Raw genomic sequence first — 13,727 nt, 5'->3', positions numbered from 1 at the left:
CCGGTGACGTGATCAGCAGAGGAGGTCTGAGAGGAGGTCTGAGAGGCGGTCTGAGAGGCGGTCAGACGGACGCAGAGTGGGCCATGCTGGAGCCGCTGCGGCCAGTGTGCAAACGGGTGCGGCCAGGGGGCAAACGGGTCCGGCCGGTGGCCAACCGGGTCCGACCGTGGCACGACCACACCGCCAGGTGATCAACGTTGAGCCGCCTTGTTTCCCCGTCGGTGGATGGCGTTGGGTACTTTTCCCCAGAGGAATGAGTACAAGACCTGATGCGTTCCCCCTTCCGCTACTGCTGGAGTGGGCAGATGGTCATTGATGACGTCCAGCCCCAAATCCACGCCACCTGGTGGAAGGCGCCTTTGATCGCGTCTCTTCCTGGTCTGCCCACGCTTGTGTGGGAGTACATGACGTTCGGGGCCGACGGCTATACCAGCGGGATCGAGATGGCGATCGTGATCGCCCTGGTGCTGCTTGCCGGTTCCTGGCTCCTCCCCCACCGCCGTTCCGTGCGCGGTCTGCGCATGGCTGCCGCGGGCACCGCGCTCGGCCTGGCCATGTTCCCCCTGCTCTACGCCATCCTGCTCGGGGCGGCCATGGCCTCGGGATGAGCCTCCTGAACGGCTGCTACCGCTGCGACCACACTCGCCCGTCAAGGACGAAACAGCCCAGGTCACTTAGGACGGGGCGAGATCGACGCAGACAAGGCACGGATGAAGCTCTCGCGCCGGGCGCCCTCCCGCTGTCCCGTGCCGGCGAAAGTGAAGCGAGTGCAACCCAAGTTTGAGCGGCCTGAGTTGCTTGCTCCTGGGATGCCCTGCGTCGGAGGCGCCGGCGGGTCGCCCCCCCCCCGGACGGCGGGGGGCGGGTTCACGGGCGCTGCAGCCACTCGGTGTACCAGGTGCGAAAGCCCGGGCTCGCCGGGACGAAACCGCCCCAGTCCGGGTCGATCCGCCAGACCTCGCCCGCGCGCGGGCCGGTCAGGATCAGCCGGAGGAAGATGCCGCAGCCCTCTTCGGCCAACACGAGCGTGCCCTGGGTCAGTTCACCGGTCGTCCGCACGTCGATCCGGCCGGGCAGGGGTCCGGTGAGGGGAAACGGCGCGGCGAGCCGGCCCGGCAGCCGGTCCTCTTCCCACTCGTCGTCCACGGCCCATTCCTCACCGGCCTCCGGTCGGGGGACGGTCAACGGCATCAACCCGTGGCCGGGACCGGCGGGGCCGTTGCCCACCGTTGCGACGAAGGACCGGTACTGCGCCGGAAGACCGACACCGTGGACTTCCTCGAACGCCCTGATCTCCGCCTCCGGTAGCGCGGGCGCCAGCTCGTACCGGTGCGTATCCGCTCCGAAGCGTTCCCGCTTTGGGTCCCGTGCTGCCATCTCCCGTATCCCAGCGCGTACGGTGCCCTCGTCCCAGGTCTCCATCCAGCGACCGTAACAATGACGCCGGCGCCCCGGTCCGCCGCCCTTGGCACTACGCGGCTGCGGTGGCGGCCTTCGGCAAGATGCTGGTGCACCTGCGCACCCTTCCCTGGCTGCGGCAGCCGATAGCCGGTAGCTGATAGCCGGCAGGCATAACCCCGGGCGCTGATGGCATGTTCCCGGGCGTTTGACCACCGCTGTCCGTTCTCATCGAGGTTCGCCGGCTGGAGGTCTCCGAGCTGGGAGTTGTCATCTTGGCGTGACACGGCTCCGTTTGCTGGAGTGTCATGTGTCGTGCGGGGTGATCAGCTTGCGCTGGTGGGTCATCGAGCCTGGTGAGGGTCGGTTCGCTGAGCTGTGGTTTGTCAGTCGCGCTGAGACTGGTCTGGTGTCTTTCTCGCCGAACTCGGCAGTTTCTGGAACGCGAGCCCGGCTCATGGGCTGGCTGAGGCCGTGTGGGGAGGGGACGTTGCGGAGGAGCTGCGCAGGTCTGCCGTGGTGGCACCCACCACGGCGACGGCACCGAGGCAGAGCAGGCCACCGCTGACGAGGGCTGATGCTCCCGAGGTGGCGTCTGCGATGAGGCCACCGCGCATGTTGCCGATGTCGGGACCGGCTTGACCGACGATTTGTTCAGCAGCGCTGACGCGGCCGAGTAGTTCGTGGGGGGTGTGCATCTGGACGACGGTGCTCCGGGAGACGACGGAGACGGTGTCGGCGGCGCCGGCGATGACGAGGAAGGCCAAACCGACCCAGGGGCTGGGTGACATGCCGAACAGCGTCAACGCCACGCCCCAGGTGGCGGATCCGCCAAGCATGACCAGGCCGGGGCGGGGCAGCCGGATGAAGGTCCCGGAGAAAAGGGATGCTGCGACGCCGCCGACGGCTATGGCGGTGAGGAACAGTCCAAGTGTCCGCGGATTGCCGCCAAATCGTTCGGCGTTGACCAAGGGGAACAGGCTGATGGGCATCGACAACACGGTGGTGGCCAGGTCTGTGAGCAGGGCCCCGCGAATGACGGGAGTGCGGCCCACGAAGGCCAAACCGTCCAGCACTCCGCGCAGGCCAGGCCGTGCAGGCTCCTCTCCGGGGTTCATCCGCGGCAAGCCGAACGCACCGTAGAGCGCGGCGACGAATGTGAAGGCGTCGATCAGGTAACAGGCGCCGACTCCGAGTCCGCCCACGATCAGTCCGCCCAGCGCGGGACCGAGCAGCATGGCGCCCTGGAAGGCGATGCGTCTAAGCGCCAGTCCCGCTGCCAGTTGGTGCTTGGGCAGAAGGTGCGGAATGAAGGTGCGCGAGGCCGGGCCGCCGCCTGCGACGAAGCAGGACTGGAGTGCGACCAGCCCCAGAACACCGGCGGCAGGAAAGTGTCCGAGAAAGCCCTGGAGTGCGAGGAGGAGCGAACAGACGGCTTGTCCGCTGGTCGTGAGCAGGTAGAACTTCCGGCGGTCCAGTCGGTCGACGAGCGATCCGGCGAACAATCCGAGCGCGATGAGCGGAATCGCCTGCGCCAGCCCCACGGCTCCCGTCCACGTGGGACTCTTCGTCATCTGCCAGACCTGGAACATGACGGCGACGAGTGTCATCTGGCTGCCGAAACCGGACAGGGTCTGGCCGATCCATAACCGCCGGAACGGTGGTGACGACCGTAGCGGAGTCACGTCGATCAGCGTGTGTCTCATCCCCATGTGGGATCCTCAGCCAGCTTCTCGGCGATCCGGTCGTGGAAGCTCTTGCGCTCAAGAGCCTGCTCGATATCGGTGACGACCTGGGAGAGCGGGTAGGGAATCTCGGCTTCAAGGTCTGCGAGGGCGGCCTCGGTGGCCCGCCATTCCACCGCCAGACGACCGACGACGCGGCGGGCTTTGTCAGTGAGCGTCACCTTCCTGGTGCGCGCGTCCTCGCCCACGACGGTCTGCACCCAGCCAGCTGTGCGCATGGCGGCGACTTTCTGACTGAGTGCCGAATGCGTGCGGTGGACCGACTCGGCCAGTTCCGCGATGGTCATGGGTCCCCAGGCGTGGAGCTGGAGCAGCTCCATGACGAAGCTGGGCTTGAGCCCGTAGATCTGCTGCTCGGAGTAGATCCGGGCGATGTCGGCGTCCATCGACGCCTGGAGCAGGCGTAGGGGCCGCCAGAGGCTCTGCTGGGTCGGGTCGAGTGCATGGGAGTCAGCCATGAGCGCATCATATCAGTGCTTATATAAGTACTGTTGCTTTTGCGATGCCGGTGCCCGGCCGACTATTCGGTCGACATCACACGCCGTGAGGCGAGGCCGTGAGCTTGACGGTCTCGGGGTAGGTCGCAAATTCGATCCGGAACGGTGAGGGACGGAGGGGTCTCCGTATGCGCCGGGCAAGGAGTTCGCAGTTCTTGCCGAGTTGGGTGATCGCGGTGGTCTTCCCGGTGCCCGCGGCTCCGGTGCCATGCCCGGATCCCGCACCGACAGATCCACCAGCGGAAACCGCTCGGCGACGGCAGAGGCCGGCCAGAGCCCATTATTGAACTGCCGGGCGCGCCCTATCCGTTGGGAATACCAGATTGGGGGACACCAAATTGGGTGCCAGGCCGGTTGCGGCCGTGTTAGGTAGTCAGGATGGAACCTGATCTCGTGACGGACGAGCGACTGCGTAGTGTTCTCGACGAGCTTGTCCGCGTCAGCCCGTGATGGGGCGGCGCTTCCCGCTTGAGCAGGCATCGCAGGCTCTGCTCGAACTCGACGAGCGCCGCGCGCAAGGGAAGGCGCTGCTGGACGTCCAGTGAGAGACCGCCATCGTGGTCTTTGCTGGTCAGCGGGGCTGGTGTGATGTTCGGGTGGCGGTGCTCGTGCTGATCGGGAGCGTGATCGTGGACGCGTGATCGTCCGTCATCGCTGGACTTCGTTGGTCGCAAAGACGAGATCGCGGCACTCATCGACCACCTGTCCGGCCAGAACATCGAACCCCGCGGGCACGCTCGCAATGCTCCTCGATTCGATGCGGGCTGGTCGCGTGATGACGACGTCTTCACGCCGAGGTGAAGAGCTTGACCGGCGCAAGTGAGGATCAGCAGATTCGACTGGGGATCGGATCGGACAGGTTCTCGACTATGCCCATCAGCTCCAACTGGCAAGGACGTTCGGTCGAGTACGTCCTGTTCTGGTGCTGGAGAAGCAGCCAGCCGACCCCAGGTGGACCTCACTCGCTGAGGCCAGCGGGATCCTCCTCGCCTGGGCCCCCGCTTTCACAGGGTGCTGAAGCCTCGGAGCCATCCCGCTGGACGAGTGGCAGGCCCGACGCCAGCGGCTGGCCGATGACCGTCCGGAAGCGCACCGTATGAGTTCAGAGAAGCGGTGATCTTCCACAACGCCCTGGACCTCGCGGAGATCGTCCGCCAGCTCCTGGAGGAGGGCTGGGAGATCGACCCGGAGGACCTGGCGCACATCTCGCCGTACCTGACCGAGCACATCAAACGGTTCGGCGAGTACTCCACCCACGAACTCGGCATCCAGCCCGAAGCGTACGACCCCAAGGTCGACGTCGACTTCACCCAGCTCCGCGACCAGGACCTGACCGCCGCCGGCCTCGGCCAGGCAGCCTGAACCAGCAGGGTGCCCACCTGGTGGCGTGCCTTCAGCGGCGCAGGACGCTGACGACGCGTTCCCTGCCCAGGATCGGGGCGTCCTCGCATCCTTCGGGAGTGAGAAGCTGTGTCAGAACCGGTGGATGCTCGATCATCCCCAGCGCCGTGCCGTAGGCGGTCGGCAACGTCGCGAGCTGGTCGTCCGTGAGTGGGGATTTGGTCACGTCATGTACACGCTCCACCGGCGCCGTCACGTACTCGGCGTATCCCCCGTCGCGTTCACTCCCCATCAGGCCCACCGGGTGGGCGTCCGGCCCTTCGGTGTCGTAGATCGCGGGGTCGACAACCACTCGGCGTCCGACGAGGCTCCCCTCCCCTCCGGTACCGACGGCCACGACACGGCCAGCCACGTCGGCGCCCTGGATGCGCGGGAAGTCGATCGTGCCGCGCCGGCTCGACAGCGCCTTCGGGTCTCCCGGACGGCCGTAGGCGCCCTCCCGAGTCCACAGGTCGGTGTTGTTCAGGGCTAGCGCGCTGACCTGGACCAGTACCTCTCCCGCCCGCGGGGCAGGGACGGCGACCTCCGTCAGCTCAAGAACCTCCGGCCCTCCGTGCCCTGTGATTCGCTTACCTCGGCTCTACCCCAGGAGGCCGCCGATCGGGGGGAGGGTGTCAGTCTTGGCGGCTGGGGAGCATGGCCAGGGCCTGGGAGCGCTGTGCGACGAGGTCGTCGTAGGTGCCGTCGCGTTCGGCCCAGCGGTGCACGAGGACGCCCTTCACGAGGATCTCGTGGGGGGGGTGGGGTCCTGCGAGAGCAGGTGCATGACCTCGGTGGCGAAGTCGTCGAGCGGCAGCGCGTGCGGGTTCACCTTTTCCTGTCCTGCCGTGGCGACGGCCGGGGGGACGAGCTCGACGACACGGACACCGGTGCCGTCGAGCTGGGCGCGCAGTGCCTCGGAGTAGGCGTGCACCGCGGCCTTCGATGCGGCGTAGCTGGGCATGGGCGGGAACGGCAGGAAGGCGATGCCGGAGGTGACGGTGATAAAGGTGCCGGCACCCCGCCGGATCAGGTGCGGGGTGAAGGCGTCGATGACCCGGATGGTACCGAGCAGGTTGGTGTCGATCGTCGTTGCTGCCGCCTCGAAGTGCGCGGGGTCGCGCAGGTCCTCCAGGAGCATGACGCCCGACATCGTCACCACGGTGTCCAGCTCGGGGTACCGGGCGAGCACGGCGTCACGGGCAGATGCGACGGAGGCAACGTCGGTGACATCGATGTTGATTGTGCCGAAGCCCTCTCCGGCGAGTTCCACGAGTGCCTCCGGGCTGCGACCGCCAACGGCCACGGTGCTGCCCGCCGCGGCGAACCGCCGGGCCAGCTCTCGCCCGATACCTGAGGTCCCGCCGACGATGAGAACGGTGCGGTTGGAGAGATCCACGAGGTCTTCCCTTCAGCCCAGGGCGCCGCCGGCGTTCAGGCCCGCGGCGCAGACAGTGATGCTCTCTGTCTCATTCAAAACAGTGCTATCGCAGTCTTGACGGCATTCGCCGGGTGTGGCAGGGCCCCCGTCTTCCCTGGTCCTGCCAGGGCCCCCTCTGAGACACGCGCACCGCATCACGGTGTCGGTATGAAGGATGAGGAATCCGGCAACCGGCTCGGCAGCTACCTTCGCGCCCGGCGTGAGCTGGTCTCCCCGGCGCAGGCAGGGATCCCGCCTGGCGGTAACCGCCGCGTGCCCGGTCTGCGCCGTGAGGAAGTCGCCCTGCTCGCCGGAATCAGCCCCGACTACTACCTGCGACTGGAACGCGGCCGCGACAAGAATCCCTCACCGCAGGTCCTCGAATCACTCGCGCGCGTCCTGGGTCTCGACGACATCGAGCGGACGTATCTGCTCGGCCTCACGGCAGCACGCCCCAGGGCACCGCGCCGCAAGCGGCCCGAGCACGTACCGGCACGGGTGCACCAGCTCCTCGCCCACCTCCAGATCCCCGCGTTCGTCGAAGGGCGCGCTTTCGACGTCCTGGCCTCCAACCCCATGGCCGTCGCGCTCTCCCCGCGCCTGCGGCCTGGCCAGAACCGGCTTCGTTCCCGCTTTCTCGATCCCGAGGAACAAAGCCTTTCACCAGGACTGGGCCAAAGCCGCCGCCAGCTTCGTCGCCGCTCTTCGCACCACCATCGGGGACGACACCGACAACCCACGGTTCGTCGAACTCGTCGGGGAACTCGCACTGTCCAGTCAGCGGTTCCGCATCCTGTGGGCCCGACACGACGTCCGCAGTCTCGACGGAGGCACCACCACCGTCCACCACCCCGTCGTCGGTGAACTACGCCTCCACCGCGACAAACTCCCCATCGACGACGTCATCCTCGTCGTCTACTACCCCGACAAGGACAGCGACAGCGACGAGAAGCTGCAACTCCTCGCCGCACTCTCACAGACTGAACTCACCGGCACAGCACACAGCAGGGCAGCAGACGCCCCCCACCCGAAGACATCCTGACGAACACCGGCCGCCCGGCAGTACGTTCAGAACGGCCGCGCCACGATTTCCGCCATCCGCGGACCGCCTCGGCGCCCGGTCATCAGTCGTCGGTGGCGCCCAGGGCGCGCAGGGGCCGCAGGCCGCCTGGGGCCCGAAGTGGGAGCCGTTGCTGCTGTCTGATGACGAGCGGGCTGAGTGGGAGCGGTGGACGCGTCGGGTGACATCGGCCCAGGCCCTGGCTCTGCGGGCGCCGGATCGTGCTGGCGTGTGCGGGGCGGAAGTACCGCCGAGTGTCGCGGTTGCCCGGGATCTGCGGTTGACCGCGGACACCGTCCGCAAGTGGCGGTGACGCTTCCTTGCCGAGCGGCTGGACGGACTGGTCGACGAGCCCCGGCCGGGCCGGCCGCCCACCATCAGCGTTGATCAGGTGGAGGTGGTGGTGGTCACCACGCTGGAACAGCTGCCGAAAAACGCCACCTACTGGTCGCGAACGTCGATGGCGCTGCACAGTGGCCTGTCGAAGTCGACCGTGGGCCGGATCTGGCGGCAGTTCCAGCTCAAGCCGCATCTGGCGGACTCGGCGCTACCCCCCCTTACGGTCGGGTGAGAATTTCGGCTCCGCTGTCGGTGATGGCGATGGTGTGCTCGCTGTGCGCGGTCCGGCAGCCTGTCGCGCTGCGCAGCGTCCAACCGTCGGCGTCGGTGACGAGGGTGGCAGTGTCGGCCATGACCCAGGGCTCCAGGGCGAGCAGCAGTCCGGGGCGCAGCTTGTATCCGCGGCCGGGCCGTCCGGTGTTCGCGATGTGTGGGTCCTGGTGCATGGTCGAGCCGATGCCGTGGCCTCCGAACTCGGTGTTGATCGGGTAGCCCGCCTTGCTGAGGACCGTGCCGATGGCGTGGGAGAGGTCGCCGATGCGCGCTCCAGGCTTGGCGGCGGCGATGCCGGCGGCGAGTGCACGTTCGGTCGTCTCGATCATCGCGACGCTCTCCGCCGGCCTGGCCTTGCCCACCAGAAAGCTGATCGCGGCATCCGCGGCCACCCCGCCCCTGGCTACGGCGAGGTCGAGAGTCAGCAGATCCCCGTCTGCCAGCGTGTAGTTGTGAGGCCGCCCATGGAGCACTCCGTCGTTGACGGCCGTGCAGATGTAGTGCCCGAACGGGCCTCGCCCGAAGGAAGGCGCGTAGTCGACGTAGCAGGACTGCGCTCCCGCCTCGGTGATCATCTCCTTGGCCCACTGGTCGATGTCCAGCAGGTTCGTCCCGACAGTACTGCGCTGCTTCAGCGTGTGCAGGATGTTTCCGACCAGGGCGCCGGTGTCCCTCGCCCGCTCAAGCCGCGCGGAGTTCAGGATCTCAATCATGGGGGACCTCTCATGTATGTCCAATAACTATCCCGGTCTAACTATACCGGTATTAGAATGGGGTCATGGTCAGGTTGCCGCTCACCCCCGCCGAGGTAGAACGCGGACAGCGCCTTGGCGCCCTGCTCCGCCGAGCCCGGGGCTGCCGCTCGATGCTGGACGTGGCGCTCGCTTCGCACATCTCCCCGGAAACTCTTCGGAAGATCGAATCCGGCCGTGTGGCCACCCCCGCCTTCCCGACCATCGCAGCGATCGCCGACACCCTCGGCTTGTCTCTCGACGCCGTCTGGGCCGAGATCAGCCAGGCGGAGCGAACCGTCGAGGATCAGTCGGGCCTGCCTGTCACACGGCATCCATCGCTGGTTTCGTAACGCCGCACTCAGAGAGTCAGCGGTTCACTGACCGCGCTGTGCCGGTACGCCTGCGCGCACGCTGATCACCTCGTCGACCAGCCCGAGCACCGCCTAGCGGACCTCGGCGGCTACACCGACCGGTCGCCTGTCGGCTCCGTCGCTCCTGCCCGAAGGGCGCGAGCGCCGCACCCTCACGGTGTGCCCGCACACGGGGAAGGTGCGGGAGACCCGGTAGCCGACGCACTCGCGGCAGGCGGTGGGACATCGCCGTTCTTCCACTTCGGCATCGCGGTGCGGAGATCCGCTCCTCCCACTCGTGCCCGGCCGCACACCGCCACCACACCGCGACCTGCATCCTCGGCGTCGCCTTCTGCGGCGTCAGCCCGCCGTCGCTCCGGCGCCGACTGGCTGGACATGGCCGGCTTCACCAAGCACGTGAGCACCTACGGATTTCGGCTGACCTTCGCGGAATCGCACTGGACGGACCACGACACGCTCATCGAGCATCTCACTCACCCCGTGTGCGGGCTCGTCCCCAAGGAGGACATGCGCCCTTGCACCTGCGCGTTCGGGGAGCGGAGCTGCAGGATCTGGTTCAACGGCCCCGAATAGGCCGCCGTGACGATCGTCGTTTCCCCCAACGAGCCGTCCGTGCTCCGACCGAGCAGCGCTTGCGCACCAGGGTCTCCCGGTCCAGATGCACACCGAGGGACCGCTCGACGCGATCGAGGACTTCCTCGACAGGCTCTCTCCTCAGATCGACGGAAGCGGAGGGTGGAGAGGAAGTCATGGACACAATGTGCCACGCCGAATCAGCCACCGGGCGTCTCTCAGAAGCCTCACAGCTTGGGGAAACAAAATCGTCCAACCTCGGCCACGACGACGCTCAGCTTTCGCGTGGCCGGGCAGATTGTCGCGGCCACCGGTCGCCGAGTCGATTTCCCCGTCCCTCAGGTTCAGCGTGCTGCCGCAGTCGCAGCGGGTGCAGGCGGTCATCGGTGCCCACCCCCGGCGATACAGACGGCCGGTGTGAACCCGAGCCAGTCGGCCCACGCGCCACACCCGCGGTCATCGCTGATCAGCGTCTCGCCGACATCGAACGCCACTGCACGGATCATGCGAGCAGCCCACGGCGCCTTCGCCCCGGCCTGATCCGGCCAGAGCCGACCGAAGATGTAGCGGTTGAAGGGTCCGTTTCCGGACTCCGTCCAGATCTCACTGGCTGCCTGCTGAAGGAGCTGTCGCCCGGCTCTCCCCGCTCCAGTACGGCCACATCAACTTCCGCGGCCGCTACGCCTTCACCCGGCCGACCGCGCCGGGCCTGCGGCAGCTGCGTGACCCGCACACGGGCACATCTCCGAGATGTTCCGCCTCGTGCGCGGCACCCAGCACATCCTGGATGTGCTCGACGTCCTCCACTGCGATCATCTCGCCCGTCCGTGGCCCGGCCGCTGATCGCTCAGGTGCGCCGCAGCGTCGCGGTGGCGATCTCCTGGAAGTCGCGCAGCAGCTTCTCGCGCCGGTCCGCGAGGACGGCCAGGCATGTCTCGATCCGGGGGGCGTCCGTGACGGGGAGGTGGGCGAGGTCGGGGCGGGAGTAGGAGCGCGCGACGCTCAGCGGGATGAGCGCGATGCCGTGCCCCGAGGCGATGAGCTCGACCTTCTCCTCAAGTGAAGACGTCCGCCGCGTCGGTGTGTCGAGCATCCGCTCGCCGTCGAGGTCGGCGGAGGTGAGGTCGGCACGGCGCGCCAGCGGGTGCGCCGCGGGCATGCAGGCGACCCTGGGCTCGTGGCCGATAGGGATGGTGTGCAGCCCCGAGTCGTCGAACGGCCGCCGCAGGTACCCCACTTGGGCCCGGCCGTCCCGGAGCGGCGCGTCCTGTTCCCACCAGCGGGCCGGGACGACGTCGGTCTCGACATGGGGGTGGCGCAGTGTGAAAGCCCGGATCGCGTCCGACACGTGTAGCCCGGGGGAGAAAGCGACAACGAGCCGTTGGACGCTGTGGTCGACGTCGTGCACGCGTCGCACCGCCGCCGCGACGGCCGCGAGGATGCCCTGTGCCTCCTCGTAGAGCTGCTTCCCGGCGGCGGTCAGCTCCACGCTGCGGGTGGTCCGCACCAGCAGAGTGCATGCCAACTCCTGCTCGAAGGCCCTGATCTGACGGCTGAGCACCGGCTGGGTGATGTAGAGCTGTTCCGCCGCCCGGCCGAAGTGCCGGTGCTCGGCCACCGCGACGAAGTACCGGAGCTTGCGCAGATCGAGATCCATGCCGTCAAGGTATCAATTGCCGGGAAGGGTATTGGACGCCACAGATGGCACGCGCCGAAACTCAAAACATGATCGTCATCACCGCTCCCACCGGCCAGATCGGCAGCCGGCTCCTGGACATCCTGCTCAACGAGGCCCCCACGCGCGATGAAGAACTGCGCGTCATCATGCGCGACCCCGGAAGACTCCACGCCGCGGCCCGCGCCCGCGTCGACGTCGTCACCGGCTCCCACGGCGACGCCGAGGTCGTCGACCGGGCCTTCGCCGGCGCGGACGCCGTCTTCTGGCTCGTCCCGCCAAACCTGCGGGCGCCGAGCCTGGACGCGGTGTACTCCAGGTTCACTCGCGCCGCCGCAGAGGCGTTCAAGACCCACGGCGTGGCACACGTCGTCGGCGTCTCGGCGCTCGGCCGCGGCACCCCTGTCGCCGGCCGCGCCGGGCTGGTGACAGCGTCGCTGGCCATGGACGACCTCATCGCGAGTACAGGCGTGGCCTATCGGGCGCTCGCGAACCCGACCTTCATGGACAACCTGCTGCGGCAGGTGGCGCCGATCCGCGACCACGGCGTGTTCACCGACACCGTCACCGCCGGCCGCAAAGCACCGACGGCCGCCACCCGGGACATCGCCGCAGCCGCCGCCGGCCTGCTGCTCGACCGCTCATGGACGGGGACGGGCGAGGTCCCGGTGCTGGGCCCCGAGGACCTTTCGGCGAACGACATGGCGCGCACCATTTCCGACGTGCTCGGCCGCCCGGTCCGCTACGAGCGGCAGTCGCTCGACGACTTCCGCGCCGCACTCACCGGACGCGGGGTCGGGAACGCGATCGCCGAAGGCTACGTGGACATGATGCGTGCCAAGGACGACGGCCTCGACGACGGAGTGCAGCGCACCCCTCAGACCGCGAGCCCGACAACCTTCCGCGAATGGTGTGAAGAGGTCCTGAAGCCGGCGGTCCTGGCATGAGCACCAAGACCGGGTACAGGTCTTCCCCCGTTCCTGCACAGCACCTCATCGGCCCGCGCGGCGGACTCGTATCGTTGGCTGATGCGCGCACACCGTATTGACCGCCCAGCCGATCTCGACGTGGTTCGTGAGTCCTAGGCAGTGTTTCTCGGATCTCCGGACGTGGGTGGGGTGTTGGGGTCAGGCTGGTTCCATGGGTCGTGGGGATTTAACGAATGCGGAGTGGCATCGACTGGAGTCGTTCTTGCCTCGTGGTGGTGCGCGTGGGGGTCGGTGGAGTGATCATCGGCGGGTGATTAACGGGGTGCTGTACCGGGTGCGGACGGGTGTGCAGTGGCGGGATCTTCCCGAGCGGTTCGGGCCGTGGGAGACGGTCTACAAACGTCATCGCCGCTGGTCAGCGGACGGCACGTGGGCGATGCTGCTGTCCCGTGTCCAGGCCGCCGAGGACGCTGAGAGCCGAATCGACTGGGACGTGTCAGTGGACTCCACCGCGGTGCGGGCTCACCAGCACGCCGCCGACGCGAGGAAGGTGCCCCCAGCCGCGGTTCCTCAAAAGGGGGACGGGCAGGGGACGAACCGGGTCGATCCGGTGCTGCGGAAACTGGTCGTCCGATTGGAGGAGGTGATCAGATCGGCGAATGCCTGGGACGCTCCCGCGGCGGCTTCACCACCAAAATCCACCTCGCCGCCGAGGGACAATGCCGACCCCTCGCGCTCGTTCTGACACCCGGGCACTACGGTGACGGACCCCAGCTCGACCGGGTGCTGGAGCAGGTTTCCGTGCCCCGCACCGGAGTCGGACGGCCACGCAGCCGACCCGACCACGTCCTGGCGGACAAGGCCTACACCTCCCGCAAGAACCGCCGTTACCTGCGACGACGCGGAATCCGGCACACCATCCCCGAACGCCTCGACCAGCAACGACACCGGCACAACCGCGGCTCCGACGGCGGCCGGCCCACCGGATTCGACACCGAACGCTACAAGAAACGCAACACCGTCGAGCGAGCCATCAACCGCCTCAAGGGCTTCCGGGCCGTCGCCACCCGCTACGAGAAACGCGCCTACGTCTACCTCGGAACCGTCACGGTCGCGACCCTCATGATCTGGCTCCGAACATGATCCGAGAAACAGTGCCTAAGAGCGCCATAAGGCTCCGCCGGCCGAGGAGTGGGAGACGTCCGACTTCCACTGTCAGGAACTGGCCGAGGCTGTCTATTTGCTGACGTACACCTTGGTCCTCAACGGACGGAGAACACGGCGGGCAACGGTCTGACACCAGGGCGCCGTCGGCTGGATGATTCTCTACCAC

At 67.7% G+C, this 13,727-nt stretch carries 13 protein-coding genes and 4 pseudogenes; 9 read left to right on the top strand and 8 right to left on the bottom strand.

Going from position 1 to position 13,727, the window contains the following annotated elements:
* Window positions 1-269: 269 nt before the first annotated feature.
* Window positions 270-608 (top strand): hypothetical protein, encoded by a 339-nt coding sequence (locus AB0C46_RS02555; RefSeq protein WP_362825074.1) that lies wholly within the window; start codon window positions 270-272, stop codon window positions 606-608.
* A 259-nt stretch (window positions 609-867) separates the two neighbouring features.
* On the opposite strand, the gene AB0C46_RS02550 is transcribed toward AB0C46_RS02555, so the two are convergent.
* The 3 genes from AB0C46_RS02550 to AB0C46_RS02540 form a co-directional block, all read right to left on the bottom strand.
* Window positions 868-1,422: an SMI1/KNR4 family protein gene (locus AB0C46_RS02550; protein WP_362825072.1), complete on the bottom strand. Its 555-nt coding sequence runs from the start codon at window positions 1,420-1,422 to the stop codon at window positions 868-870.
* A 431-nt stretch (window positions 1,423-1,853) separates the two neighbouring features.
* The gene (locus AB0C46_RS02545) at window positions 1,854-3,110 is read right to left on the bottom strand and encodes an MFS transporter (protein WP_362825070.1); all 1,257 of its coding nucleotides are present in this window, start codon (window positions 3,108-3,110) and stop codon (window positions 1,854-1,856) included.
* Window positions 3,101-3,601 (bottom strand): winged helix DNA-binding protein, encoded by a 501-nt coding sequence (locus AB0C46_RS02540; RefSeq protein WP_362825068.1) that lies wholly within the window; start codon window positions 3,599-3,601, stop codon window positions 3,101-3,103. Before AB0C46_RS02540 ends, AB0C46_RS02545 begins: the two co-directional genes overlap by 10 nt.
* 1,152 nt (window positions 3,602-4,753) lie before the next feature.
* Here AB0C46_RS02540 and AB0C46_RS02535 point away from each other — a divergent pair.
* Window positions 4,754-5,002: a Tn3 family transposase gene (locus AB0C46_RS02535; RefSeq protein WP_362825067.1), complete on the top strand. Its 249-nt coding sequence runs from the start codon at window positions 4,754-4,756 to the stop codon at window positions 5,000-5,002.
* Window positions 5,003-5,129: 127 nt separating this feature from the next.
* Here AB0C46_RS02535 and AB0C46_RS02530 read toward each other — a convergent pair.
* Both AB0C46_RS02530 and AB0C46_RS02525 read right to left on the bottom strand, forming a co-directional pair.
* A pseudogene (locus tag AB0C46_RS02530) lies at window positions 5,130-5,606 on the bottom strand (alcohol dehydrogenase catalytic domain-containing protein); the annotation flags it as partial.
* 49 nt (window positions 5,607-5,655) lie between these two features.
* Window positions 5,656-6,419: pseudogene (locus tag AB0C46_RS02525) on the bottom strand (SDR family NAD(P)-dependent oxidoreductase).
* Between the two features lie 189 nt (window positions 6,420-6,608).
* Between AB0C46_RS02525 and AB0C46_RS02520 the strand changes: the two are divergent.
* From AB0C46_RS02520 to AB0C46_RS02510, 3 genes and pseudogenes are all read left to right on the top strand, one after another.
* Window positions 6,609-7,304, top strand: coding sequence for a helix-turn-helix domain-containing protein (locus AB0C46_RS02520; RefSeq protein ID WP_362825178.1), 696 nt, complete (start codon window positions 6,609-6,611; stop codon window positions 7,302-7,304).
* The gene (locus tag AB0C46_RS02515) at window positions 7,210-7,482 is read left to right on the top strand and encodes a hypothetical protein (RefSeq protein ID WP_362825176.1); all 273 of its coding nucleotides are present in this window, start codon (window positions 7,210-7,212) and stop codon (window positions 7,480-7,482) included. Before AB0C46_RS02520 ends, AB0C46_RS02515 begins: the two co-directional genes overlap by 95 nt.
* Window positions 7,483-7,825: 343 nt before the next feature.
* Window positions 7,826-8,071 (top strand): annotated as a pseudogene (locus AB0C46_RS02510) (helix-turn-helix domain-containing protein); the annotation flags it as partial.
* Here AB0C46_RS02510 and map read toward each other — a convergent pair.
* Entirely contained in the window at window positions 8,058-8,825 is a 768-nt protein-coding gene (map, locus tag AB0C46_RS02505; protein WP_030987746.1) for a type I methionyl aminopeptidase, read from the bottom strand. The pseudogene AB0C46_RS02510 and the gene map sit on opposite strands and share 14 nt — an antisense overlap.
* 65 nt (window positions 8,826-8,890) lie before the next feature.
* On the opposite strand from map, the gene AB0C46_RS02500 reads away from it, so the two are divergent.
* Entirely contained in the window at window positions 8,891-9,196 is a 306-nt protein-coding gene (locus tag AB0C46_RS02500) for a helix-turn-helix transcriptional regulator (RefSeq protein ID WP_362825066.1), read from the top strand.
* Between the two features lie 16 nt (window positions 9,197-9,212).
* Here AB0C46_RS02500 and AB0C46_RS02495 read toward each other — a convergent pair whose 3' ends face one another.
* Window positions 9,213-9,560 (bottom strand): zinc-ribbon domain-containing protein, encoded by a 348-nt coding sequence (locus AB0C46_RS02495; RefSeq protein WP_362825175.1) that lies wholly within the window; start codon window positions 9,558-9,560, stop codon window positions 9,213-9,215.
* A gap of 32 nt (window positions 9,561-9,592) precedes the next feature.
* Here AB0C46_RS02495 and AB0C46_RS02490 point away from each other — a divergent pair, with 32 nt between their 5' ends.
* Window positions 9,593-9,790 carry a hypothetical protein gene (locus AB0C46_RS02490; RefSeq protein WP_362825188.1) on the top strand — a complete coding sequence of 66 codons (198 nt, stop codon included), beginning with the start codon at window positions 9,593-9,595 and terminating at the stop codon, window positions 9,788-9,790.
* 847 nt (window positions 9,791-10,637) lie between these two features.
* Here the strand turns inward: AB0C46_RS02490 and AB0C46_RS02485 are convergent.
* Entirely contained in the window at window positions 10,638-11,447 is an 810-nt protein-coding gene (locus tag AB0C46_RS02485) for a LysR substrate-binding domain-containing protein (RefSeq protein ID WP_362825065.1), read from the bottom strand.
* Window positions 11,448-11,515: 68 nt separating this feature from the next.
* Between AB0C46_RS02485 and AB0C46_RS02480 the strand changes: the two genes are divergently transcribed.
* Both AB0C46_RS02480 and AB0C46_RS02475 read left to right on the top strand, forming a co-directional pair.
* Window positions 11,516-12,412 (top strand): NAD(P)H-binding protein, encoded by an 897-nt coding sequence (locus AB0C46_RS02480; protein ID WP_362825063.1) that lies wholly within the window; start codon window positions 11,516-11,518, stop codon window positions 12,410-12,412.
* Between the two features lie 193 nt (window positions 12,413-12,605).
* A pseudogene (locus tag AB0C46_RS02475) lies at window positions 12,606-13,537 on the top strand (IS5 family transposase).
* The last annotated feature ends 190 nt before the right edge of the window (window positions 13,538-13,727 follow it).

This window comes from Streptomyces sp. NPDC048637 (assembly GCF_040650675.1).
GTDB lineage: Bacteria > Actinomycetota > Actinomycetes > Streptomycetales > Streptomycetaceae > Streptomyces.
The sequence above is the reverse complement of the archived record's forward strand: the minus strand, read 5'-3'. Positions and strand labels throughout refer to the sequence as shown.